General features: G+C 71.1%; 18 protein-coding genes. 4 read left to right on the forward strand and 14 right to left on the reverse strand.

Annotation, left to right across the window (positions count from 1 at the left end):
• Nucleotides 1-2: 2 nt before the first annotated feature.
• The 4 genes from ACYU96_RS13680 to ACYU96_RS13695 form a co-directional block, all read right to left on the reverse strand.
• A complete protein-coding gene (locus tag ACYU96_RS13680; RefSeq protein ID WP_460754276.1) occupies nucleotides 3-1,388 on the reverse strand; it encodes a glycoside hydrolase family 5 protein in 1,386 nt (461 codons plus the stop codon).
• A gap of 82 nt (nucleotides 1,389-1,470) precedes the next feature.
• Nucleotides 1,471-3,354 carry a cupredoxin domain-containing protein gene (locus tag ACYU96_RS13685; protein ID WP_460754278.1) on the reverse strand — a complete coding sequence of 628 codons (1,884 nt, stop codon included), beginning with the start codon at nucleotides 3,352-3,354 and terminating at the stop codon, nucleotides 1,471-1,473.
• Nucleotides 3,355-3,383: 29 nt separating this feature from the next.
• Entirely contained in the window at nucleotides 3,384-7,424 is a 4,041-nt protein-coding gene (locus ACYU96_RS13690) for a ThuA domain-containing protein (protein WP_460754281.1), read from the reverse strand.
• Nucleotides 7,425-7,450: 26 nt separating this feature from the next.
• Nucleotides 7,451-8,563, reverse strand: coding sequence for a multicopper oxidase domain-containing protein (locus ACYU96_RS13695; RefSeq protein WP_460754284.1), 1,113 nt, complete (start codon nucleotides 8,561-8,563; stop codon nucleotides 7,451-7,453).
• A gap of 286 nt (nucleotides 8,564-8,849) precedes the next feature.
• Here ACYU96_RS13695 and ACYU96_RS13700 point away from each other — a divergent pair, with 286 nt between their 5' ends.
• Nucleotides 8,850-10,742, forward strand: coding sequence for a DEDD exonuclease domain-containing protein (locus tag ACYU96_RS13700; protein WP_460754287.1), 1,893 nt, complete (start codon nucleotides 8,850-8,852; stop codon nucleotides 10,740-10,742).
• Here ACYU96_RS13700 and ACYU96_RS13705 read toward each other — a convergent pair.
• From ACYU96_RS13705 to ACYU96_RS13725, 5 genes are all read right to left on the reverse strand, one after another.
• The gene (locus tag ACYU96_RS13705) at nucleotides 10,720-12,171 is read right to left on the reverse strand and encodes a mannitol dehydrogenase family protein (RefSeq protein WP_460754657.1); all 1,452 of its coding nucleotides are present in this window, start codon (nucleotides 12,169-12,171) and stop codon (nucleotides 10,720-10,722) included. The genes ACYU96_RS13700 and ACYU96_RS13705 overlap by 23 nt on opposite strands.
• A 29-nt stretch (nucleotides 12,172-12,200) precedes the next feature.
• Complete coding sequence (locus ACYU96_RS13710; RefSeq protein WP_460754289.1) at nucleotides 12,201-13,079, reverse strand: carbohydrate ABC transporter permease; 879 nt, start codon at nucleotides 13,077-13,079, stop codon at nucleotides 12,201-12,203.
• The gene (locus ACYU96_RS13715) at nucleotides 13,076-13,963 is read right to left on the reverse strand and encodes a carbohydrate ABC transporter permease (RefSeq protein WP_460754292.1); all 888 of its coding nucleotides are present in this window, start codon (nucleotides 13,961-13,963) and stop codon (nucleotides 13,076-13,078) included. The genes ACYU96_RS13710 and ACYU96_RS13715 overlap by 4 nt, the downstream gene beginning before the upstream one ends.
• Nucleotides 13,960-15,324, reverse strand: coding sequence for an ABC transporter substrate-binding protein (locus ACYU96_RS13720; protein WP_460754295.1), 1,365 nt, complete (start codon nucleotides 15,322-15,324; stop codon nucleotides 13,960-13,962). Before ACYU96_RS13720 ends, ACYU96_RS13715 begins: the two co-directional genes overlap by 4 nt.
• A 327-nt stretch (nucleotides 15,325-15,651) precedes the next feature.
• The gene (locus ACYU96_RS13725; protein ID WP_460754297.1) at nucleotides 15,652-16,428 is read right to left on the reverse strand and encodes a DeoR/GlpR family DNA-binding transcription regulator; all 777 of its coding nucleotides are present in this window, start codon (nucleotides 16,426-16,428) and stop codon (nucleotides 15,652-15,654) included.
• Nucleotides 16,429-16,630: 202 nt separating this feature from the next.
• Between ACYU96_RS13725 and ACYU96_RS13730 the strand changes: the two genes are divergently transcribed.
• Nucleotides 16,631-16,912, forward strand: a complete 282-nt coding sequence (locus ACYU96_RS13730; RefSeq protein ID WP_460754300.1) for an Lrp/AsnC family transcriptional regulator — start codon at nucleotides 16,631-16,633, stop codon at nucleotides 16,910-16,912.
• 140 nt (nucleotides 16,913-17,052) lie between these two features.
• Here the strand turns inward: ACYU96_RS13730 and ACYU96_RS13735 are convergent, their stop codons facing one another.
• From ACYU96_RS13735 to ctaE, 5 genes are all read right to left on the reverse strand, one after another.
• Nucleotides 17,053-17,682: a superoxide dismutase gene (locus tag ACYU96_RS13735; RefSeq protein ID WP_460754303.1), complete on the reverse strand. Its 630-nt coding sequence runs from the start codon at nucleotides 17,680-17,682 to the stop codon at nucleotides 17,053-17,055.
• Between the two features lie 96 nt (nucleotides 17,683-17,778).
• Nucleotides 17,779-19,509 carry a cytochrome bc1 complex cytochrome b subunit gene (gene qcrB / locus ACYU96_RS13740; RefSeq protein WP_460754306.1) on the reverse strand — a complete coding sequence of 577 codons (1,731 nt, stop codon included), beginning with the start codon at nucleotides 19,507-19,509 and terminating at the stop codon, nucleotides 17,779-17,781.
• On the reverse strand, nucleotides 19,506-20,564 hold the full coding sequence (gene qcrA, locus ACYU96_RS13745; protein WP_460754660.1) for a cytochrome bc1 complex Rieske iron-sulfur subunit: 1,059 nt from the start codon (nucleotides 20,562-20,564) through the stop codon (nucleotides 19,506-19,508). Before qcrA ends, qcrB begins: the two co-directional genes overlap by 4 nt.
• A gap of 5 nt (nucleotides 20,565-20,569) precedes the next feature.
• A complete protein-coding gene (gene qcrC / locus ACYU96_RS13750; RefSeq protein ID WP_460754309.1) occupies nucleotides 20,570-21,349 on the reverse strand; it encodes a cytochrome bc1 complex diheme cytochrome c subunit in 780 nt (259 codons plus the stop codon).
• Between the two features lie 114 nt (nucleotides 21,350-21,463).
• Nucleotides 21,464-22,117 carry an aa3-type cytochrome oxidase subunit III gene (gene ctaE, locus ACYU96_RS13755; RefSeq protein WP_460754663.1) on the reverse strand — a complete coding sequence of 218 codons (654 nt, stop codon included), beginning with the start codon at nucleotides 22,115-22,117 and terminating at the stop codon, nucleotides 21,464-21,466.
• Between the two features lie 186 nt (nucleotides 22,118-22,303).
• Between ctaE and ACYU96_RS13760 the strand changes: the two genes are divergently transcribed.
• Entirely contained in the window at nucleotides 22,304-22,744 is a 441-nt protein-coding gene (locus ACYU96_RS13760; protein WP_460754312.1) for a PleD family two-component system response regulator, read from the forward strand.
• Between the two features lie 23 nt (nucleotides 22,745-22,767).
• Nucleotides 22,768-23,799 (forward strand): anthranilate phosphoribosyltransferase, encoded by a 1,032-nt coding sequence (gene trpD / locus ACYU96_RS13765; RefSeq protein WP_460754665.1) that lies wholly within the window; start codon nucleotides 22,768-22,770, stop codon nucleotides 23,797-23,799.
• Nucleotides 23,800-23,897 lie beyond the last annotated feature (98 nt).

Below are 23,897 nucleotides of genomic sequence, written 5' to 3' on the forward strand. Positions count from 1 at the left end.
GCCTACCCATCCGTCAGGTGCGCGCGGAGGGTGTCGGCCAGCAGGTGGCGCTTGGCACACTTTTCCAGGGCGAACGACCGGGCGAGCTCGGCCGCCTCGTCCGGCGAGACCCCCCGGAACGCGTCGGCGAACCTCTCCGCCAGCGGCTCGGCGAGCAGGATGTGCCGCACGAGGACCGCGACGTGCGGCCTGCGGCCCCACGGCCAGGGCGCGTAGTCGGGGAACTCGCGGTCGAACAGAGCGTCGACGGGGTCGAGGATGTCCCGCACACCGGCGTCGGAGCCTCCCCACGAGTCGGCGCCGAGGCGCTCCTTGAGCGCGAGGACGTCGGCGATCCGCGTCAGGTACGGCGAGTCGGAGCGGGCGGAGGCGAGCCCCTGCAGCCCGACGTCCTTGTAGGTCCACAGCGCCCACGAGGCACCGTGCTCGGCGTAGATGCCGAGCTGGTCGCGCAGGATGTCGTAGCGCCACGGCTCGGCGTCGGGGTACGTCGGCCCGAACTCGCCGATCCAGACAGGCGTCCCGGTCTCCCGCTGGAACGCGGTGCGTCGCAGGAAGTCCCGCTCCACGGTCCCGCGGTCGAACCACTCCCCCCGCGTCGTGCCGGGGTACCCGCCGGCGTCCCGGGCGATCCCGGGAAGCGCGTAGTCGTGCGCGGTGTAGACGGCGTTGTCCAGCGGCTCGGCGAACACGGAGTTGTCGGTGGCGTACTTGTTCCCGTCCAGGAACAGCACGGTGTCCGGGTCGATGGCCCGGATGGCCCGGTCCGCCCGCGCGTAGAACGCGGGCAGCACGGTGCCCGACTCGTCCGCCGGCTCGTTGAGCAGGTTGTACCCCGCCACCTCCGGCCGGTGCCGGTACCGGTCGGCGAGCGCCTCCCACAGGTGGATCGCGCGGTCCTGGAAGTGCCGGTGCGTCCAGAACTCCGGCACGTGGGTGGGGTTGTCGCTGTGCCAGTGGTGGTTCTGGCGGCCCGGTGCGGCGTGCAGGTCGAGGATCGACCAGATCCCGTGGTCGGCGAGCAGGCGGACCACGCGGTCCAGCCGCGCGAAGCCCTCCTCCTTGAGCTCGAACGGCCGGTCGTCGTCCTCGAAGTGCCGGTAGTTGAAGGGGATGCGGACGCTGTTGATGCCCAGCTCGGCGAGCCACGCGGCGTCGGCCCGGTCGAAGAACGATGTGTAGAACGATTGAAAGAAGGCGTCGTGGGCTTCGCGCCCCATGCGATCGGTCAGGACGCGGTGCAGGTTCTCCTCGGTGCCGGGATAGCCGGTGATGAAGTTCTCCATGTTCATCCAGCCGCCCAGCCCCACGCCGGTGAGCCTGACAGGCGTTCCGGCCCGGTCGACGAGATCGGTGCCCTGGACCCTCAGCGGTGACAACTCTGTCATGACCGCACCCTATCCAGGACGGGGGCCGCTCGGCGGCGCCCCGCCCCGGAACGAGCACCGGAACGCACGGGAGAACCGTCCGCTACCGCCCGACGTCGGACCGCCTGGCCGCCCTCACCAGCTGCCGGTTCTCCCGGTCGGTGACGACGCCGGCCTCCTCGAGCCGGTCGGCGACCTGCCGCACGTGGCTGACGAACGCCCGGTGGTCCACCCAGGCCCCGCCGGCGTCGACCAGGTCGGCGACGGTGCACCCGTTGCCGGTGTCGACGTTCGCCACGCCGCTGTCGACGTCCCCGACGACCACCGTCTCCCGCTCGTCGGAGGCGGGGCACGCGTCGGTCCCCTCCCGCGAGACGGCGAACGTGAGCGTCCCGGTCCAGGTGACGTTCCCGGCGTTGTCCGTCGCCCGGTACCGCAGCGCGTGCGCGCCCGGCTCGGTGACCTCCAGCGGGCCGTCGTACTCGCGGAACGCGAAGCCGTCCAGCGCGTGCTCGATGATCGCCACGCCCGAGCCGGAGTCCCGTGCGGTGATCGTCACCGTGGCCGTGCCGAGGTAGGCGCCCTCGGCGTCCTGGTCCCCGTTCACCTCGGCCGACGCGATCGGCGGCGTCGTGTCCGGCGGCTCGCCGCCGCCGACCACCACCAGGTCCACCGCGCCGGGCTCCGACACGTTCCCGGCGGCGTCCGTGGCCCGGTAGGACAGGGTGTGGGCACCGTTGACGTCGACGACGACGGGGTCGGTGTAGGCCGTGTAGCCCGCGCCGTCCAGGTCGTACTCGACCGACTCCACCCCCGAGCCGGGATCCTCGGCCAGGAGCTGCACGGTCGCCGAGCCGACGTACGCGCCGTCGGCGTCCTGCTCGCCGGTCACCTCCGCCGTCACGTCCGGGGGCGTCGTGTCCTCCTCCGCCGCCTCGGTGACCGTGAAGGTCGCCGAACCCGGCTCGGAGACGTTCCCGGCGTTGTCCGTGGCCCGGAACGTCACCGTGTGCTCGCCCAGGGCGTCGACGACGACGGGCTCGGTGTAGGCGGCGTAGCCCGCGCCGTCCAGGTCGTACTCGACCGACTCCACCCCCGAGCCGGGGTCCGACGCCGTGAGGTTCACGGTCGCCGACCCGACGTAGGCACCGGTCTCGTCGAGGTCGCCGGTCACCTCGGCGGACACCACCGGCGCCGTCGCGTCCTCCCCGTCGCCCTCCACCACGTCCAGCCGCACCGTCCCCGGTTCGGAGACGTTGCCCGCGTTGTCCGTGGCCCGGTACTCCAGCAGGTGCGCCCCCGGCCCGGAGACGACCACCGGAGCGGTGTACGGCTCGTACCCGGCCTCGTCGAGCGAGTACTCGACGCCGGCGACGCCGGAGTCCGCGTCCTCGGCCGCGAGGCTGACGGTCGCGGACCCGACGTAGGCGCCGTCGGCGTCCTGGTCCCCGGCGACCTCCGCCGTGACCGTGGGCGGTGCGGTGTCCTCGCCGCCGCCCTCGGTGACGACGAGCTCGCCCGACATCGCGCCGTGCCCCGGGATCGCGCAGAAGTACCGGTACGTGCCGGGCGCCAGGTCGACCTCGACCTCGTGGCGGCCCCCGTCGGCGTCCAGCGGGTTGGCCAGGATGTCGAGCGTGACGTCGTCGTTGTAGTCCCCTCCCGAGGTGTCGAACGTCAGGGTGTGGCTCATCCCCATCGTGTTGCCGGTCGCCTCGCTGTTCTCGAAGACGATCGTGGTGGGCCCCGCCGTGGCGGTGGCGGGCGCCGAGGCGTACTCGGTGACGCTGTTGTCCGCGGTCCAGGTCAGGACCTGCGCCGCGGCGTCGGCCTCCGCCTCCGTCGCGGCGCCGGCGGGCGGACCGTCCGCCGGCCGGGCGCTCGCCGCGCCCGCCGGCGCGAGCCACACCGCTAGCCCGGCGACGACGGCGGTCAGTGCCGCCGCGACGCGGCGGGACGGCTTCTGCTGGGACATCGCTCGGGACATCGCTGCACCCCTCCTGTTCACCGGCACGGTCACAGGTCCCGGACCCGGATGTTGCGGAACTCCATGGCGTCCGCGTCGCTGTGGTTCTGCAGGCCCACGAACCCGCTGAGGAACTGCCGCAGGTCGGTCGGCGGGTCACCCGGGCGCGAGGACTCCTTCCCGGGGGAGGCGTCGAACTCGTTGATCACCTCGCCGTTGCGGAGGATCGTGTACTGCTGGCCGACGACCCGGATCTCGTAGTCGTTCCACTCCCCCTTCGGGGTCGGCCGGGCCTCCTGGAGGGTGTTCGGGTCGAAGTTGTACACGGAGCCCGTCTTCTGCGTCTCGCCGCTGTCCCCGTCGTAGATCTGGATCTCGTGGCCGCAGTAGATCGCCACCCAGGCCTCCTGGTCCGTGAGCTGCCCGCACTCGGGCCGCTCGTCCCGCGGTGTCCGCGGGTCCGGGAACCGGGTGAACACGCCGCTGTTGGCGTGCTCGTCCCCGGGGGCGACGTCCTTGAACTCCAGCCGCAGGGAGAAGTCCCCGAGCTCCTCGCCCGTGTACCAGAGCATCCCCAGGCCGCCGTGGGCCCGCAGGGACCCGCCCGGTGTCAGGTCGAAGCCGCCGCCCGGCGCCTGCCGCCAGTCCGTGAGGGAGCCGGCGGTCCCGTCGAAGAGCCACCGGTACCCGGTGGAGCCCTCGGCGCCGATGCCGGAACGGACGGCGGCGGTGCGCAGCCGCCGCTCCTGCCGGGCGGTGATGACGTCGTCGGACCGCAGCTGCCCCGCCACCGCGGCGACGTGGTTGACGAACCTGCCGTTGGTGTCCCACTCGCCCTCGTCGTTGATGAGGTCGCCGATCGTACAGTCCCCCACCACGGCGTTCGGGACGCCCGAGTCCGTGTCACCGAGCCAGACCGTGTCCCGGGCGTCCGGGACGGTGCAGGTGATCTCGGCAGGCACGTCGACCGTCGTCTCCTCGCCGTCGGCGTAGGTGACCGTGAGCGTCGCGTCGTAGCTGCCGGGACGCGCGTAGGCGTGCCGCGGGTCCGCCTCCGTCGAGGTGCTCCCGTCCCCGAAGTCCCAGGCGTAGGAGACGCCGCCCGAGCGGCTGCCCGTGAACGCGACGGTCAGCGGGTCGCTCTGCACGCTCGCCGCGGAGCCCGCCGGAGCCGGCGTCGGCGCGCCGCCGGTGTAGCTGATCTTCACCAGCTTCTGGTTGTCGTGCAGGGAGAAGAACCCGCTGGCGTAGTCGAGCAGGTACAGGGCGCCGTCGGGGCCGAACTTGGCGTCCATCCAGCTCTGCACCTGCGTGTTCCCGTTGCCGCCCTGGATGATCTTGCGCAGGTCCTCCGCGAAGGCCGGCGGGCCGGCCTGCTCGACGGTGTCCGGGTCCGGGGTCACGGCGATGCGGTTGGCCGCGTTCGACTGGTCGCCGATGAACCACTTGCCGTCCCAGTACTCCGGCCAGGCGACGCCGCTGCCGGTGTCGATCTCGGACCGGTGGTAGGTCGGGCCGTTCATCACTGCCTGACCGCCGCCCCGCAGATAGGGCTGGGTGTAGGTGACCTCGTCCTCCACGTAGGACGGGATGCCGTCCGCACCGATCGGGAAGACGGGCCCGCCGCCGCCCGGCGAGTACCAGATCATGTTGTCGCGGACCGGCGGGAGGTCGACCAGGCCCGTGTTGCGCGGCGAGGTGTTCTTCGGGTTGTCGCAGTCGTACCAGCCGGTCAGGACGCTCGCGTCCTCGTTGCTGCGGTCGCGGTACGGCTGCTTGTCGCCCATGCAGTACGGCCAGCCGTGGTTGCCCGCCTCCGTGATGATCGTGGCGGTCTCGTACTTCGCCGGGCCGAGCTCAGGGTCCGGCGCGAAGGCGTCCGGGCCCACCCAGGCCGCCGTCAGCCAGTCGTTCTGCGTGTCGTAGGCCAGCCGGGAGATGTTCCGCACGCCCATGACGTAGATCTCCGGGCGCGTCTTGTCCCCCGGGTCGTCGGCCTCCGGGAAGAGGTTCCCCTCGGGGATGGTGAACGTCCCGTCCGGCTCGGGGTGGATCCGCAGGATCTTGCCGTTCAGGTCGTTCGTGCTGCCCGCGGTGCGCCGGGCGTCCTGGAACGAGATGCCGGCGAACTCCTCGGTCCAGTTGTTGCCGGAGTAGCCGTCCGACCCGCCCGAAGAGTTGTTGTCGCCCGACCCGACGTACAGGTTGCCGTCGTCGTCGAAGTCCATGCCGCCGCCGGCGTGGCAGCAGCTGTGGACCTGCGTCTCCCACTCCAGGAGGTCCTCGCGGGTGGCCTGGTCGATCGAGCGGGTCTCGGCGTCGTACGTGAACCGCGACACCGTCCGCATGCCCGTGCGCCGCTCGCGGTCGACCGACTCGTGCGGCATCCAGTACAGGTAGACCCAGCCGTTCTCGGCGAACCCGGGGTCGAGGGCGATCCCGAGCAGACCCTCCTCGTTCTTGACCAGCTCGTCCCCGCTGCCGCGGTTGCCCATGACGTCGAGCGTGGTCAGCAGCTCGGTCTCGCCCGACTCCGGGTCCCAGCGGTGCACGGTGCCGCAGCCGAGCCCGACGTCGGGGTCGTCCCAGGGCACGACCGGCCCGGAGGGGCACGCCGCCTTGCCGATGTAGAAGACGCCGCCGTCCGGCGCCACGGTGAGCCCGTGCGGCTCACCGATCTGGTCGAGCACGCCCTCGGCGTTCTGCGCCGTCAGCCGCTCGGACCGGTAGTTCGCGGCAATGGTGGCCTGGCAGTCCCCGCGGACCATGCCGGTCGACCAGAGCAGCCCGCCCAGCAGGTGGTCTCGGAACTCGTCGGAGGCATAGCTCTCGGCGGTGCCGCCCATGCCGGTGTAGAAGGACCGGCCGCCGTCGTAGTCGCGGCACCACGAGACCGGGTGGAACGGGCCGTTGGCGCCCTCGCCCGGCTCGTAGTCCCACTCCTGGACCTGAGCCACGGTGTGCACGTCGCCCACCGGGTTCGGCGACCAGTTGAGCCAGCGGTCCTCGCGGGTCCAGCGCAGGGGCAGCCCCGCGTTCGCCGGGTGCTCGCGGTCGACGACGTCGACCGTCGCCTCCTGCACCGGGGCCTCGGGCTCCGGATCCTCGTCCCCCGAGGCGTCGAAGAGCTCGATCTCGGCGAGCTGGGTGATGTCGTCGCCCGCGTTCGCCGTGATGTCCACCCGGTAGAACCGGTAGGCGGCGCCGTCGTGGTCGATCGTGTACTCCTGCCGAGAGAACCGGTCGGGGAAGTCCTCCCCGGTCCGGGTGTCCAGGTCGGTCCAGGTCTCCCCGTCGGCCGAGCCCTGCAGCGTCCAGTCCTGCGGGTCGCGCCCGTCGGAGTCGTTCGCCGAGGTGAGCGCGTACCGGGCGGCCACGGCAGGCTCCGCCGTCTCCAGGTCGATGGTCGCGGTGGGCTCGAAGGCGAGCCACTTGGTGCTCGGGTCGCCGTCGACCAGGTTCGCCGCCACCTCGCGGGGCGGGTTCTCCGCGGTCGCGGTGACGCCCGTGACGTCCAGCGGGTCCGGCAGGTTCCCGGCCGGGCGGGTACCGATCAGCCCGGTGAACCACTGCGAACGGCTCTGGGCCCGCGCGGCGTCCCGGACGCCGAGGAACCCGCCGCCGCCCTGCACGTAGGTCTGCAGCGCACCCTCCTGCGCGGTCGTGAGCTCGGTCCCCTCGGCGGACAGGAAGACCACGCCGCGGTAGCCCGCGAGGGTCTCGGTCGTGAAGACCTCGGGATCGGTGGCCACCTCGACGGAGAAGCCGTGCTCGGCGCCCAGCTCCCGCACCGTCGAGGTGGCGACCCGCACCGGGTCCACCTGGTCGCCCGGCGCCCCGTGGAAGACGAGCACGGTGCTGTCGGACGGGTCCCCCGGCGCCGCCATGGTGGCGGGCACTCCGGCCGCGGCGGGATCCGCGGGTGCGCTCGTCGGCGCGCTCGTGGGGTCGTCGGCCGTGCTGCGCTCCGCCTGCGCCGGGAGGGTGGCCATCCCGGCGACGAGGGCGGCGCCCGCGACAGCCGCAAGGGTGTTCCGTGCCGTCCTGCGCGGGGCGAGGGTCTTGCCCCGGTTTCTTCCTGTCCGTTCCATCACTGCTCCTTCGCGCGTGATCGAGGTCAGTTCTGCGTGTGACCGCCGTGCTGGTGGAAGCGGTCGATCGCGTGCTGTGCACCGTCGGGCATGGAGCCGTCGGCATTGCGGACCAGGAAGATCCCGGCCATGCCGCCGTCCGAGTGGAACTGGACGTGGCAGTGGTACATCCAGGCGCCGGGACCGACCGCCTCGCCGGCCACCACCTGGAACCCGAACGAGGAGCCCGGGTTGAGGTCGCGGTTGTCGACGACCTGGCTGGGGTCGTCCGGCCCGGACAGGTACCCGGTGCGGTTGTTCGCCCAGCGGTGGGCGTGCAGGTGGAAGGTGTGGAACTGGTCGCCGTGCCCGATCGCGACGAACTCGACGGTCTCGCCGAGGTTCGCCTCCAGCAGCGGGGTGTCGGGCGCCGTCTTGTTGTTGATGCTCATCTCGTTGAAGACGACGGTGTGCTGCCGGTCGGGCACGACGTCGCCCTCGCGACGGACCACCAGCGCGCCGTAGAGCCCCTTGCGCAGGCCCTCGGTGCCGTGCGCGGTGCCCATCGCATGGTCGTGGTAGTGCCAGTAGCCGGCGCTGCCTGGCATCCACCGCCCGTCCTCCGTGCGGTGCGGCGCGTGGGTGCGCCAGATGTAGGTGCGACTCTCCCCCGGCCCGCACGCGGAGGCGTTCATCGGGCTGCCGTCGGACGCGGTGTCGTAGTCGACGCCGTGCGGGTGGACCGAGAGCCGCTTGTCGGTGGTGTTCACCAGCTCGATCTCGAGGGTGTCCCCTTCCCACATCTCCAGCGGCGGCCCCGGGATGGTGGCCTGCCCGGGGGCGAGCCCGTACCCGTACAGGCCGCCGGGCAGCTCCTCGGCGAACAGCGTGATGTGCCGGGTCCTGCCGAGCAGCCCGGTCGCCGCGGGTGCGGTGCGTGCGGTGGCCGCCGCCGTCTCGGCGCCGAGCGTCACCACCGCCGCCGGGGCGACGATCCCGGCGAGCGTGCCCGTCAGGACCGAGCGGCGGGACACACCGGCGGGCAGGAGCCCGTCCGCGGGCCGAGGCTCGGCGGCGGGCCGGGGCTCGGCGTCAGCGCTGTCAGTTTTGTCAGCGCTGTCATCGGCGTCGTCGGACGGTGTCGAGAAGGTGGACCTCATCGTCGTTCCCTCCAGGGATGCAGCTCGTGGCCGTCGTGGCCGGAGGCCACGCCCTCGCGGCGCGTGCGGCCCCCGTCCGGCTCCTCGTGCGAGGCGCCTTCGGGACGTCCACCCGCGGATCGCGTGATTCATGACCGAATCTAAGAGGACTTATAACGAATGTCAACCAAAAGTGGCACTGGATGTGTCCCACTTATCCCGTACTGGCACGCAAAGATCCGGCTCGCCCGGCCTGGGCGGTGCACGGGGCAGCCGCTGTCAGTGACCCGTACTAGTGTTCGGGGCCGTGAGCAGCACTCCGTACCAGGCCTCGTTCGACGAGCTCGGGACCCCCCTGCGGGACGTGACGTTCGTCGTCGTGGACCTCGAGACCACCGGGACCCGGGCGAGCGAGGGCGGCATCACGGAGATCGGGGCCGTGAAGGTGCGGGGCGGGGAGAGGCTGGGCGAGTTCCAGTCGCTGGTGAACCCAGGACAGCCCGTGCCGGCCTTCGTCGCGCGGCTGACCGGGATCACGAACGCGATGGTCGCCACGGCACCGGACATCGCGAAGGTGCTGCCGAGCTTCCTGGAGTTCGCGCACGACGCGGTCCTGGTGGCGCACAACGCGCCGTTCGACGTCGGCTTCCTCAAGGCCGCCTGCGAGAGGCTCGGCTACGAGTGGCCGGGCTTCGGCGTGGTCGACACGGTCCCGCTGGCCCGCAAGGTGGTCCCCCGGGACGAGGCCCCCAACCACAAGCTGTCCACGCTCGCCCGGCTCTTCCGGGCCGAGGTGACGCCGGACCACCGCGCGCTGTCGGACGCCCGCGCCACGGTCGACGTGCTGCACGCGCTCTTCGACCGGCTGGGACCGATGGGCGTCACCCACCTCGAAGACCTCCGCACGGCCGCGGACCCGGTCCCGCCGGAGGTGCGCGCCAAGCGCCACCTGGCGGCCGACCTGCCCGAGGCGCCCGGCGTCTACCTGTTCCGCGGCCCCGGCGACGAGGTCCTGTACGTGGGGACCAGCACGAACATCCGGGGGCGCGTCCGCTCGTACTTCACCGCCGCCGAGAAGCGGCGCCGCATGACCGAGATGGTGCGGATCGCGGAGCGCGTCACGCCGGTCGTGTGCGCGACGCCGCTGGAGGCACAGGTGCGCGAGCTGCGGCTGATCGCCGAGCACGAGCCCCGCTACAACCGGCGCTCCAAGCACCCGGAACGCGCGGTGTGGGTGCGGCTCACCGACGAGCCGTACCCGCGGCTGTCGGTGGTGCGGGACACCGCGTCGGGGATCGCGCACATCGGGCCGTTCGGCGGGTCGCGCGCTGCGAAGGAGGCGGTGTCCGCCCTGCACGACGCCCTGCCGCTGCGCCAGTGCACCGCCCGCATCGCGCGCGTCCCGCGGGTGCCCGGCAGCCCGTGCGCGCTGGCCGGGATGGGGCGCTGCTCCGCGCCGTGCGTCGCCACCGCCGGCCCCGACGCGGCGTACGACGACGTCTCCGCGACCGCCCGCGACGTCCTCGTGGGCGACCCGTCGCCCGTGGTCCGGGCGCTGTCCGCGCGCATCGCGCGACTGGCCGCCCAGGAGCGCTTCGAGGAGGCCGGGGAGGTCACGCGACGGCTGCGCGCGTTCGTCCAGGGCGCGCAGCGTGCGCAGCGGCTGGACCCGCTCGCGCGCTGCGCTGAGCTGGTCGCCGCGCGGCCGGCGGGTGTCGCCGGGGCGCCGGGCGAGCCCGGCGGCTGGGAGGTCGTGGTGGTGCGGCACGGGCGGCTGGCCGGGACCGCCGTGAGCGCGCGGGGCGAGGACCCGCTGGAGCTCGTGGCCGCCGCGCGGGCGACGGCGGAGGTCGTGGCACGGCCGGTCGCGCCGACGCCCGCGAGCCACCCCGAGGAGGCCGACCTGGTGCTCGGCTGGCTGGACCAGCCCGGGGTGCGGCTCGTCGTCGTCGACGGCGAGCTGACGTGCCCCGTACGCGGCGCCGCCGCCCACGCGAGCCTCGCGTGGGCGGCGGACAAGGTACGAGAAGAGATCACGCTCCCGCCGGACGCCACCGCCGCGGCCGAGGCGGCCTCCCCCGGCTCGGGCGTGCCGCCTCGGCCGGCCGGGAACGCCGAGGCAGCGCCTCCAACACGGGAGACGCTGCCTCGGAGCACGCGGGAGGGCGGTGCTGCGCTCACTCCCCTGCCAGGCTCCTGAGGGTGGCCGCGGACCCGATCGTGTGGAGCTTCTCCAGGGTGTCGAGGTAGGGCTCCGTGAACCGGGGCTCGTCGACGAGGCCGCCGAACAGGCTGGGGTCCCGCAGGAACGCGAGCGGGTCGGACCGCTGCGACAGCGCCCGCGGCACGAGGATCTCGGCCAGCCGGTCGTTGACGTCGATCGGCTGCCCGTCCTCGTCCACGCCCTCCGCGTAGCGCGCCCAGCTCGCCACGATCGCCGCCGACAGGCGCACGTCTCCCCCGGCGGCCAGCCGCTCCCGGATCACGGGGACGAGCCACTTGGGGATCCGGTCCGACGACTCCATGCACAGCCGGGCCAGCGTGTCGCGCACCTCGGGGTTGCCGAAGCGCTCCAGCAGCGTGGCGCGGTAGTCGTCCAGGTCGATACCCGGCACGGGACGCAGCGTCGGGGTCGCCTCCGCCTCCATGTAGCCGCGCAGCAGCGCGGCGATCGCCGGGTCGACCGTGGCCTCGTGGGCGTACCGGTGCCCGGCGAGGTAGCCGAAGTAGGCCATCGCCTGGTGCGACGCGTTGAGCAGGCGGAGCTTCATCAGCTCGTACGGCTCGACGTCGTCGACCAGCTGCACGCCGGCGTCCGTCCACTCCGGGCGGCCGAGCGGGAACTCGTCCTCCAGCACCCACTGGAAGAACGGCTCGGCCACGACCGGCCAGCGGTCCTCGACCCCGATCCGGTCCCGCACGAGCTCACGGTCCGCGTCGGTGGTCACCGGCGTGATCCGGTCGACCATCGAGCTCGGGAACGCGACCTCGTCACGGATCCAGATCGCGAGCTCCGGGTCCCGCATCGCCGCGAACGCCGAGAACACCGTCCGCGCCTTCTCGCCGTTCCCCTGCACGTTGTCGCAGGACATCACGGTGAACGGCGGGATCCCGCGTGCCCGCCGCCGCGCCAGCGCCTCGACGACGTACCCGAAGACCGTCGCGGGGACGGCCCCGGGCACGGCGTCGGCGACGACGGCAGGGGTGGCCGTGTCGAACTCGCCGGTGACCTGGTCGAAGTTGTAGCCGCCCTCGGTGATCGTGAGGGACACGATCCGCGTGGCCGGGTCGGCCATGCGCTCCAGGACCGCCTCGGGGTCGTCCGGGGCTAGCAGGTACTCGACGATGCTGCCCACCGTGCGGTGCTCCAGCGACCCGTCCGGGTGCTTGATCACCAGCGTGTAGAGGTTGTCCTGGGCCGCCAGCGCGTCCCGCATCCGGGCGTCGCCCGGCAGCAGGCCGACGCCGCAGATCCCCCAGTCCCGGTGCCCGCCGCGGCGCAGCAGGTCGTCGACCACCATGGCCTGGTGGGCGCGGTGGAACCCGCCCACCCCCACGTGGACGATCCCCGGGGTGATCCCGGACCGGTCGTAGGTTGCCGCGAGCGCCGTCAGCGCACCGTCCGCCATCTGCCCTGCCTCGCTCACCGGTTCGGTCGTCACTTGATCGCCCCCATCGCGAGCCCGCGCACCAGCTGCTTCTGCGCGATCCAGCCGGCGATCACCACCGGGACGATCGCGATGGTCGACGCCGCGGACAGGACGGACAGGAACTGCCCGCGTCCGTCCACGAAGCTCCCGAGCACGGGCGGCGTCGTCCGGGCGACCTGGGTGGTCAGCAGGTTGGCCAGGAAGAACTCGTTCCAGGCGAAGATGAAGCAGATCAGGCCGGCCGCGGCGACGCCGGGCAGGACGATCGGCAGCACCACGCGGAAGATCTCGGTGCGCAGGCCCGCGCCGTCGATCTGCGCGGCCTCGATGATCTCGCGCGGCACCTCGGCCAGGAAGGACCGCATCATCCAGACCGCGATCGGCAGGTTGATCCCGACGTACAGGATCGTCAGCCACGTGATGTTGTCGAGCCCGCCCACGGCCTGCAGCAGCAGGTACACGGGGATGATCGAGGCCGCCACGGGCATGAACTTCGTCGAGATCAGGAAGAACAGCGGGTCGCGCACGTTCTTCACGGGGCGCACGCTCAGCGCGTAGGCGGCCGGGACAGCGAGCGCCAGGACGAGGATCGTCGACCCGAGGCTCGCGCTGGCCGAGTTGATCAGGTACGGCATCATGTCGCGGTCGAACGCCGCCTGGAAGCGGTCGAGCGTGAAGTCCGGGGCGAACGTCGGCGGCAGGGTCGCTGCCTGGCTCTCCGGCTTGAAGGCGGTGAACACCATCCACACCACCGGGAAGAAGAACACCAGCACCGCGATCCAGGTCACCGTGGTGAGCAGGATGCCCCGCACGCGGCGGTTCAGGAGCCCCGGACGTGTCGCCGGGGGGCGGGCCTTCGTCGTGATCGGCAGACCGAGGGTAGTCATCGGTTCATCAGCCCTTCCTCCGAGAAGACCTTGAACAGGGTGCGCAGGGCCACCGTGGCCACGATGATCGTGACGATGACCGTCATGACGCCGTAGGCGGCGGCCTCACCGACCTCGAGGCCGATGAACGCCCGCTCGTAGAGCAGGTACGACAGGGTCTTGCTGCCGCCCGTGCCCTTGGTCATGATCGCGACCGGGTCGAAGACCTGGAGCAGCAGGATCGTCGAGAGCAGCACCGTGATCTCGACGTACTGCCGCAGGTGCGGCAGCGTGATCCAGGTGAACGTCCGGAACCTGCCCGCGCCGTCGACGCTGGCCGCCTCGAGCACCTCGCGGGGCTGCGACTGGAGGCCGGCCAGCAGGATGAGCATGGCGAACGGCGTGTACTGCCAGATCAGGACCATGATCACGGTCGCGGCCGGCACCTCGGTGTTCCACGCGACGGGCGGGATGCCCACCAGCGACAGGGCCCAGTTCGCCATGCCGTACGTGAAGTCGAGGATCGACCACTTCCAGATCAGCGCCGCCGCGGCGGGCATGATCAGGAACGGCGTGATCATCAGGGTGCGGGCCACGCTCTGGCCGAGGAACTTGCGGTCCAGCAGGATCGCGAACAGCAGGCCGAGCAGGGTGGCCCCCACCACCGCTGAACCGGTCACGAGGACCGTGTTCAGCAGTGACGAGAGAAACGACCCGTCGGACAGCACCTTCGCGTAGTTCGCGAACCCGACGAAGCCGCGCTGACCCGGCCGGAGCAGGTTCCATTCCTGGAACGAGTAGAAGAGCGTCGCCACCAGAGGGATCTGCGTGAGCAGGATGGCGACGATCAGCGCCGGCCACAGCAGCGCACGTGAGATCGCCAGGCTGCGGCGCCCTCCGGTCACTGTGCTTCCCCGGCTTCCTCGGCGAGCTCCTGGCCGCGGTCGAGGACCGGGCCGAGCTCCTTGCGACCGGAGAAGACGTCGGACAGGTCCTGCGACACCTGGTTGCCCAGGTCCTGGAACTCCGGGATCGTCACGTACTGGACACCGGTCCACGACTGCTCGTACAGGCCGGGCTTGGTCGGGTCGACCGACAGCATGATGTCCTGCGTGATCGGCGCGAAGGACTCCGCGGCCTCGATGTACTCCGGGATCTCGTAGGTCGACTGGCGCGCGCCCGGGGGCACGCGGGTCCAGCCGAGCTCCTCACCGACGAGCTGGTGGTACTCCTTGCTGGTCGCCCACTTCAGGAACTCGGTGGCCGCCTCCTGGTTCTGCGTGGTCTCGGGGACCGCCAGGTTCCACGACCAGAGCCAGCCGGACTCCTCGGTCTCCTTGACCGGGGCGTGGGCGTAGCCCATCTTGCCCGCGACCTCGGAGGCCTCCGGGTCCTCGAGCATGCCGGCGGCGACGGTCGCGTCGACCCACATGGCCGCCTTGCCCTGCGTCATCGTGTTGAGGCACTCGGTGAAGCCGGTCGAGACCGGGTCGGCGGGGCCGGCGTCGTTCACGAGGTCCACGTAGAACTGCACGGCCTCGTTGAACTCGGGGTCGTTGACGTGGGCGTTCCAGTCCTCGTCGAACCACGTGCCGCCGTAGGTCTGCACCACGGTGGTCAGCGGGGCGAACAGCTCGCCCCAGCCGGGCTTGCCGCGCAGGCAGATGCCTGTCACGCCGTCGCCGTCGACCTTGCGGGCCGCGTCCGCGACCTCGTCCCAGGTGGGGTTCTCCGGCATGGTGATGCCGGCGTCGTCGAGGATCTCCTTGTTGTACATGAGCATCGACGACTCGCCGTAGAACGGCACCGCGTAGAGGGAGTCGTCCACCGTGACGACGTCCTTGACGGGCTGGAACAGGTCGTCCACGTCGTAGTCGGGGTCCTCGGCCAGCGGCTCCGTGAGGTCGGCCAGCCACTCGTTCTCGGCCCAGATCGGGACCTCGTAGGAGCCGATGGTCACGATGTCGTACTGTCCGCCACCGGTCGCGATGTCCTTCGTCACGGCGTCGCGCAGATCGTTCTCCTCCATCTGCACGAAGTTCACCGAGATGTCGGGGTGCTCCTCCTCGAACTCGCCCTTGAGCTCCTCCATGTCCTTCATCTGCGGGTTGTTGACGGTCGCGAGCGTCAGCTCGACCGGACCGTCGCCGCCATCACCGGTACCGCCGCCGCCACCGCCGGCTCCCGCACAGCCGGCCAACGTCAGCGCGCCGACTGCCAGCACAGCCGGGCCCGTCGCCCGGCGCATCCTCGTCGTGAGCGTCATCGCTCTGTTCCCCTCGTCGTGGGTCCGCGCGCCGTCGTCGTCGCGCGGTTCTGGTCAACGTCGTCATGTTGTGCCCGGCCCGCGACGGGGTCAACGAACGCCGTGGTCAACCGGTCAGGGTCCGGGCGGGAACGGGCACAGCGCCCGGTCACGCAGTGACCACGATCACACGAGTGCGCAGGAACGGTCCCTCCGAAACGCACACCGTCGCCCGGACACCGTCCACGAACCGGAAACGACACCGTGGGAACCGGTCAACACGCAGGTCACGCTGAGATCACGCGGCGGTCACGCCAAGGTCTCGCGCGGCGAGAGCCGCGAAACCGGTCAGATCTGGACGACGTGCGCGCCCGCGTCGCTGAACACCCGCGCCCGGGCGGCCGGCAGCTCCACGCCCGTGATCACGACCTCGAAATCGGTCAGCTCGGCGAAGCGCACGAAGCTCGTCACCCCGAACTTGTGGTGCGCCCCCACGAAGACCTTCCGGTGGCTCGACGCGATCGCCGCCGCCTTCACGTGCGCGACGGCCGGGTCCGGCGTCGTGAGACCGTCGGACACGGTCACGCCGTTCGCCCCGATGTAGGCCAGGTCCATGCGGAAGTCCCGCAGCATGTCCACCGCCCAGCCGTCGACGACGCCGAGCGTGTTCCCCCGCACCCGTCCGCCCACGATGATCACCTGGAGGTTGTCGCGGCCGGCGAGCTCCGACGCGATGGGAAGGGACGTGGTCACGATCGTCAGGTCGCGGTCGTCCGGCATCGCCCGGGCCAGGAGCAGCGACTGGAACCCCTCGTCGATGAAGATCGTGCGGGCCTCGCCGACACGCCGCGCCCCCTCCTCGGCGATCCGCGCCTTCTCCTCCGGGAAGTTCTGCGTGCGCTCCGCCAACGCTGTCTCGAACGTGCTGGACTCGACCGGGAAGGCCAGCCCGTAGCTGCGCCGGATCAGGCCTTGCGCCTCCAGCTTGCGCAGCTCGCGCCGCACCGTCTCCTGGGACACGCCCAGCAGCCGCGCGGACTCGCTCACCTCGATGCGCCCCTGCCCCCGCACCAGGCTGAGCAGCTCCTTCGCCCGCGACGACGTGCGTTCCGTGACGTCACTCATCGCGGCACCACCCCCACTGCACCTGTCCTCGACCGCCGATGAACCTCATAGAACCCCATCGTGCCAATCCTGGAGCCAAGAGTCCACGTGTGACGTGTCCCCGCTCACAGCGGCGCCCCCCGGGAGCCCGCCGCCGGCCCCGCGCCGGCCCGCGCCCACGACGCCCGCGCGGCCCGCCCGCCGAGGTGATTACGATGGCGCCATGCTGACCGCTATCGTCCTCATCGACGCCGAGACCGCCCGCATCCCCGAGGTCGCCGAGGCCGTCACCGACATCCCCGGGGTGACCGAGGTCTTCTCGGTGACCGGGAAGGTCGACCTCGTCGCGATCGTGCGCGTGCACGAGCACGAGGAGCTCGCAGGCGTCGTCTCCGACACGGTGAACAAGGTCCCGGGGGTCACCCGCACGGAGACCCTCATCGCGTTCCGCGCGTACTCCAGCAAGGACCTGGAGCAGGCGTTCGCCCTGGGCCTCGACGACTGAGCCCGCGGCAGAGCCCTGACGCCCGTCGACCGGGCGGCGACGGCCCGCACGAGCCCTCCAGCGGCCACCACGCACGACGACGGCGGTCCGGGGAACCTTCACGGTGGAAGGGCCCCGGACCGCCGTCGTCGGTACGGGACTCAGACGGTCGGGACGATCAGGCCCGACGTCTGGGTCTTCGCGCGGGCGAGACGCTCGGAAGCGTCGGCCCAGTTGACGATGTTCCACCAGGCCTTGATGTAGTCCGGGCGGACGTTCAGGTAGTCGAGGTAGTAGGCGTGCTCCCAGCAGTCGAGCAGCACGATCGGCGTGAGGCCCATCGGGATGTTGCCCTGCTGGTCGAAGAGCTGGACCACGACGAGCTTCTCGCCGATCGAGTCCCAGGCCAGGATCGCCCAGCCCGAACCCTGCACGGTGGTCGCGACGGCGGTGAAGTGCGCCTTGAACTTCGCGAACGAGCCGAAGTGCTCGTCGATGGCCGTGGCGATCTCGCCGGTCGGCTCGCCGCCGCCCTCCGGGGACATGTTGGTCCAGAAGGCGGAGTGGTTGACGTGACCGCCGAGATTGAACGCGAGGTTCTTCTCGAGCTGGTTGATCGAGCCGAGGTCGCCCTTGTCGCGCGCCTCGGCGAGCTTCTCCAGCGTCTCGTTGGCGACCTTGACGTAGGTCGCGTGGTGCTTGGAGTGGTGCAGCTCCATCACCTTCGCCGAGATGTGCGGCTCCAGGTCCCCGTAGTCGTAGCTCAGGTCAGGGAGCTTGTACTCAGCCATGTGCGTGATTCCTCCTCGGTGCGACGACGACGACCCGGCTCCTCGCCCGCTGGAACGGGCAAGGAGCCGGGTCATCGCTCTGGTTCCGCAGGTCGCTCAGTGCTCCTGCGAGTCTGTGCGGTCCGAACGGCCGGTGCCGATGGCGGCCGGCGCCTCGTGCGCGCCGGCCTCGACCTCGTCGTGCACGCCGTGGGAGTGTGCCGCGGCGAGCTCGGCCGGGGTGGCCGGCTCCACACGGTCCTCGTAGAAGAACCGCGACAGCACGCTCCAGCGCTTGTCCGCGCCGTATCCCTTGCGCTTCACGCCGCGAGCGTCCATCTTCGGCTCGATCTCCAGCGGCCGGGGGGCGTCGTAGTTGACGCGCAGCCAGCGCTCCTGGTCGTCCAGCGGGGTATGGACCTCGACGTACTCCCCGTTCGCGTACCGCACGATGCGCCCGGACTCGTGCCCGTGCAGCACCAGCTCACGGTCCTTGCGCTGCAGGCCGAGGCAGATGCGCTTGGTCACCCAGAACGCGATCACGGGCAGCACGAAGAACAGGATCCGGTAGGCCCACGTGATCTGGTTGATCGACATCCCGAAGTGCGTCGCGATGAGGTCGTTGGACCCGGCGGCGGCCAGCAGGATGAAGTCCGCGAGGAACGCGACGCCGAGCGCCGTGCGCACCGGGACGTTCCGTGGCCGGTCCAGCACGTGGTGCTCCCGCTTGTCCCCGGTGACCCGGGCCTCGAGGAACGGGTAGGCGATGAGGAACGTGAACAGCAGGCCGGGCACGATGACGGCAGGGACCAGCACGTTCCACGACAGCGTGTAACCGAGGATCTCCCACTCCGTGCCCTGGCCGGGCATGAGCCGCAGCGAGCCCTCGAGGAACAGCATGTACCAGTCCGGCTGCGCGCCGGCGGACACCGGGGACGGGTCGTACGGCCCGTAGTTCCACACGTTGTTGATCGCCATGGTGGCGCCCATGAGCGTCAGCACGCCGAAGACGATGAAGAAGTTGCCCGCCATCTTCGCGGCGTAGACCGGGAGGGCGGGGTAGCCGACGACGTTCTTGTCGGTGCGGCCGCCGCCCGGGAACTGCGTGTGCTTGTGCAGCACCATGAGGAACAGGTGCAGCGCGATGAGCGCGACGATCAGCGCCGGGACGATGAGGATGTGCACCGTGAAGAGGCGCGGGATGATGTGCTCGCCCGGGAACTCGCCGCCGAAGATCATGTAGGACATGACCGAGCCGATCACCGGGATCGACTTCACCACGCCGTCGGTGATGCGCAGGCCGTTGCCGGAGAGCACGTCGTCGGGCAGCGAGTAGCCGGAGAAGCCGGCTGCCAGGCCCAGGATCAGCAGGGTGAAGCCGACGAGCCAGTTCAGCTCGCGCGGCTTGCGGAAGGCGCCGGTGAAGAACACGCGCATCATGTGCACGACGATGGACGCCATGAAGATCAGCGCCGACCAGTGGTGCACCTGGCGCATCAGGAGACCGCCACGGACCTCGAACGACATGTCCAGCGTGGAGGCGTACGCCACGGACATCGTCTGACCGGTCGCCGTGGGCGGGTGCTCGCCGTGGTACTCCGTGAGCGCCATCGACGGCTCGAAGAACATGGTCAGGAACACGCCGGAGATGAGCAGCCCGACGAAGCTGAACAGCGCGATCTCCCCGAGCATGAAGGACCAGTGGTCCGGGAAGACCTTGCGCGCGAACTCCTTGACCACGCCGCCGATGCCGGTGCGCTGGTCGAGGTAGTCCGCCGCCTTGCCGACGGGCGTCGTCGGCTCGGGAGCGGTGCTCCCGTCCGTCGCGGTGTCGTGTGCGGTACTCACTTCAGGCGCTCCCAGAAGCTCGGGCCGATGGGCTCGGCGAAGTCGTCCTGTGCCACGAGGTAGCCCTCGTCGTCGACGGTGATCGGCAGCTGCGGGAGCGGCCGCTTCGCCGGGCCGAAGACCACCTTCGCGCTGTCGACCACGTCGAACGTGGACTGGTGGCAGGGGCACAGCAGGTGGTGCGTCTGCTGCTCGTACAGTGCCACCGGGCAGCCGACGTGCGTGCAGATCTTCGAGTAGGCCACGATGCCGTCGTGCGACCACTGCTCGCCCTCGGGTGACTGGTCCGACACGAGGTCCTCGGGACGGACGCGCACCATCAGCACCACGGCCTTGGACTTCTCGGTGATCCACTCGTGGGACTCGCGGTACTCCTCCGTGGTCTCCGGGATCACGTGGAAGGCCGAGCCGATGTTCACGTCGCTGGCCCTGATGGGGCGGCCCGACGGGTCGATCGCGAGCCGGGTGCCCTTCTTCCACATCGTGTGCTTGAGCTTGGACACCTGCCAGTCGCCGCCCACCGAGCCGATCAGCGGCACGACGATGGTCAGCGGGAAGAGCGCCAGCGCCGAGAAGGCGGCGCCCTTGAGGAGGCCACGACGGCCGACGGCGCCCGAGTCCCGCAGGCCCTCGTTCAGGTCGTTCACCGCGTCCGCACGGACCGCGTCGGAGCTGCGGATGGGGTGCCGGTCCTGGATCATCTCCGCGTCACCCATGAGCGCCTTGGCCCAGTGGATGCCGGCGATGCCGATACCCAGCAGGGAGACGGCCATGCCGACTCCGAGCAGCAGGGTGGACAGCCGCACGCTCTCGGTGGTCCCCTCCGGGGGCACCGCGACGTACGCGACGATCGTGCCGACCGCGCCGAGGCAGGACACCACGAACAGGAAGGTGACGAGCCGTTCGTTCCGCTTCGCGGACTTCGGGTCGACGTCGGTCATGCGCGGCTTGTGCGCCGGGACCCCGGGGTCCGCGAACCGGTCCGACCGGACGACGTCGGTGCCCGCGTCGGGTGACGTCGTCAGCTCCGTCGAGGCGTCGTGGGGGTGGTTCATGTCGCTCACGAGGACTTCGCTCCGATCCAGACTGCAGCGCCGATCAGCAGGCCGAGGCCGACGACCCAGGCCCACACGCCTTCACTGACCGGGCCGAGCGAGCCGAGCGCGGCACCGCCGGCGGAACCCTCGCGCTGCTCGACCAGGAAGGCGATGACGTCGCGCTTCTCGTCGGGGGTGACGTTGGCGTCGTTGAAGACCGGCATCGACTGCGGGCCGGTCTGCATCGCCTGGTAGATGTTGCGCTCGCTCGTGTCGAACAGCGCGGGGGCGAACTTGCCCTCGCTGAGCGCGCCGCCCGCGCCCACGGCGTTGTGGCACATGGCGCAGTTGGTGCGGAACACCATCGCACCGTTCGAGGGATCGCCGAGCTCCGCGTCGACCTGCTCGTCGGTCGGGATGGCCGGGCCGGGGCCGAGCGAGGAGACGTAGGCGGCCAGCGCGGCGGTCTGCTCCGCGCCGAACTGCGGCGGCTTCACCTCGGCCTGCGGGCCGTTCGCCTGCATCGGCATACGGCCCGTCGACACCTGGAAGTCCACGGCGGCCGCGCCGACGCCCACCAGGGACGGCACGCCGTCACTGCCCTCGGCGCTGGGGCCGTGGCAGGTGGCGCAGTTCGCCTGGAAGAGCTTCTTGCCCGTCTCGATGTCCTCGGTGCTGACGGTCTCTGCCTGCGCCTCGTTGGGCGCGAGGACGGCGTACAAGCCGCCGGTGACCAGCAGCGCCATCAGCAGGAGCACGACCGGCGCCAGCCGGTGATGCCTGCGGGCGGCGAGTGCCTTCACGGATTGATCCTCGTCTCGTGCGTAAGTACGTGCATCTTCTCTTGTGACGCCCCGGCGGGCCGTGGTGTGACATCCCGTGTCGGCACACCGTGCCCGGAGGAGCGCCCAGGTCTGCTACTGCAGGATGTAGATCACGAAGAACAGCGCGATCCACACCACGTCCACGAAGTGCCAGTAGTACGACACCACGATGGCTGTGGTGGCCTCGTGATGCCCGAAGCGGCGGGCGGCGAACGAGCGCCCGAGCAGGAACAGGAAGGCGATCAGGCCGCCCAGCACGTGCAGCCCGTGAAAGCCCGTGGTCAGGTAGAAGACCGAGCCGTACGGGCTGGACGAGATGGTCAGGCCCGCGTGCACCAGCTCCGCGTACTCCATGACCTGCCCGCCGATGAAGAAGGCGCCCATGACATAGGTCAGCGCCATCCACTCGTGCATTCCCCAGGACCAGAAGGTGAGAAGGCCGCCCTTCCGCCGTGCCTGGAAGCGCTCTGCGGCGAGCACGCCCATCTGGCAGGTCACCGAGGACAGCACGAGGACCGTCGTGTTGAGGGCGGAGAAGGGGATGTTCAGCTTGTCCGCCTGAGCCGCCCATTCCTCGGGCGGCAGGACCTGCCGCACCGTGAAGTACATCGCGAAGAGCGCAGCGAAGAACATGAGCTCGCTCGCGAGCCAGACGATGGTCCCGACCGACACGGGGTTCGGACGGTTCACGGTCACGTGCTGATGAGTATGAGTGGCTGCAGCCGTTGCGGTCGACACGTCAGCCATTATGGCTGACATGAACCACCCGTGATGACCGAGCAGGCGGCAGAGCACGCGAAGAATGTCACAAAGCCGTCACTTGATGACGCGAGCAGCAACAGTGCCATGAAAAGCTGGCCGGACCGGACTGCCGCCGACGGCCGTGATGTGCCACGATGCCGGGGGACCTGACCCGCGAGAGGATGCCCTTCGATGACTGACGTGACCACCGCGCACTCCCCCGCGGCCGAGTCGACGGCACACCGCACGACGCCGTCCGGCACGGCCCCGCGGATCCTGCTGTACAGCGACGACCGCACCGTGCGTGAGCAGGTACGACTCGCCGTCGGCCCCCGCATCTCCGCCGGCGCGCCCGAGATCGTCTGGCACGAGACCGCCACCGCGGCCGCCGTCGTCGACGCCACCGACACCGGTCGGTGGGACCTGCTCGTGCTCGACGGCGAGGCCGACAAGAACGGCGGCATGGGACTGTGCCGCCAGCTGAAGAACGAACGCTACGAGTGCCCGCCGGTCCTCGTGCTGACCGGCCGCCCGCAGGACTCCTGGCTGGCGTCGTGGTCGCAGGCCGACGGCGTCGTCGCGCGCCCGCTCGACCCGATCACGCTGCAGTCCGCCGTGGCGGGCCTGCTGTGAGCACCGTGGCCGGCGAGCGGACGATGCCGGGCCTGGTGGCCTCGCTCATCGCCGGCGAGGACCTGGGCATGGACGGTGCCGCCTGGGCGATGGACCAGGTGATGACCGGCGAGGTCTCCCCCGTGCAGCTGGCGGGGTTCCTCGTCGCGCTGCGTGCCAAGGGCGAGACCATCGAGGAGCTCCACGGGCTCGCGTCGGCGATGGTCGCGCACGCCACCCGCATCGACGTGCCCGGCCCCGCGGTCGACCTCGTCGGCACGGGGGGCGACGGCGCACACACGGTGAACATCTCGACGATGGCGGCCGTGGTGCTCGCCGGGTGCGGCATCCGCGTGGTGAAGCACGGCAACCGGGCGGCGACGTCGTCGTCGGGCGCGGCCGACGTGCTGGAGCAGCTCGGCATCCGGCTCGACCACGCCCCCGGCCGCGTGGCGCAGATCGCGCAGGAAGCGGGCATCACGTTCTGCTTCGCGCAGGTGTTCCACCCGTCGATGCGGCACGCCGCCGTCGCGCGCAAGGAGCTCGGCGTCCCGACGGCGTTCAACTTCCTGGGGCCGCTGACGAACCCCGCACAGCCGGGCGCCACCGCCGTCGGCTGCGCGGACGCGCGGATGGCCCCGCTCATGGCAGGCGTGTTCGCGAGCCGCGGCACGAACGCCCTGGTGTTCCGCGGGGACGAGGGCCTGGACGAGCTGGCCGCCACGGCCACCACCACCATCTGGGAGGTGCGCGACGGCGAGGTCACGCAGCACCGTCTCGACGCCGCGGAGGACCTGGGCCTGACCCGGATCAAGATCGAGGACCTGCGCGGCGCGGACGCCGCCTACAACGCCGAGGTGGCACGCCGGGTCTTCTCCGGCGCGGACCAGGGCCCGGTCCGCGAGACGGTCCTCCTCAACGCGGCGGCAGCCCTCGTGGCCGACGGCACCCTGGAGGGCACGGCCACGGGCACTCTCACGGAGCGCCTGTCCGCGGCCCTGGTCCACACGGCGCGCTCCATCGACTCGGGCGCCACGGAGCGGGCCCTGGCCCGCTGGGTCGAGGCGGCGGAGTAGCCCGCACCACCCTGGGCACTGCCCGAGGCAGCGCCCCGCACGGCCGGGGCGCTGCCTCGGTGCTTCCGCGCCGCCGCGGCACCGGGCAGCACCGCCGG

Source organism: Myceligenerans cantabricum, assembly GCF_054777735.1.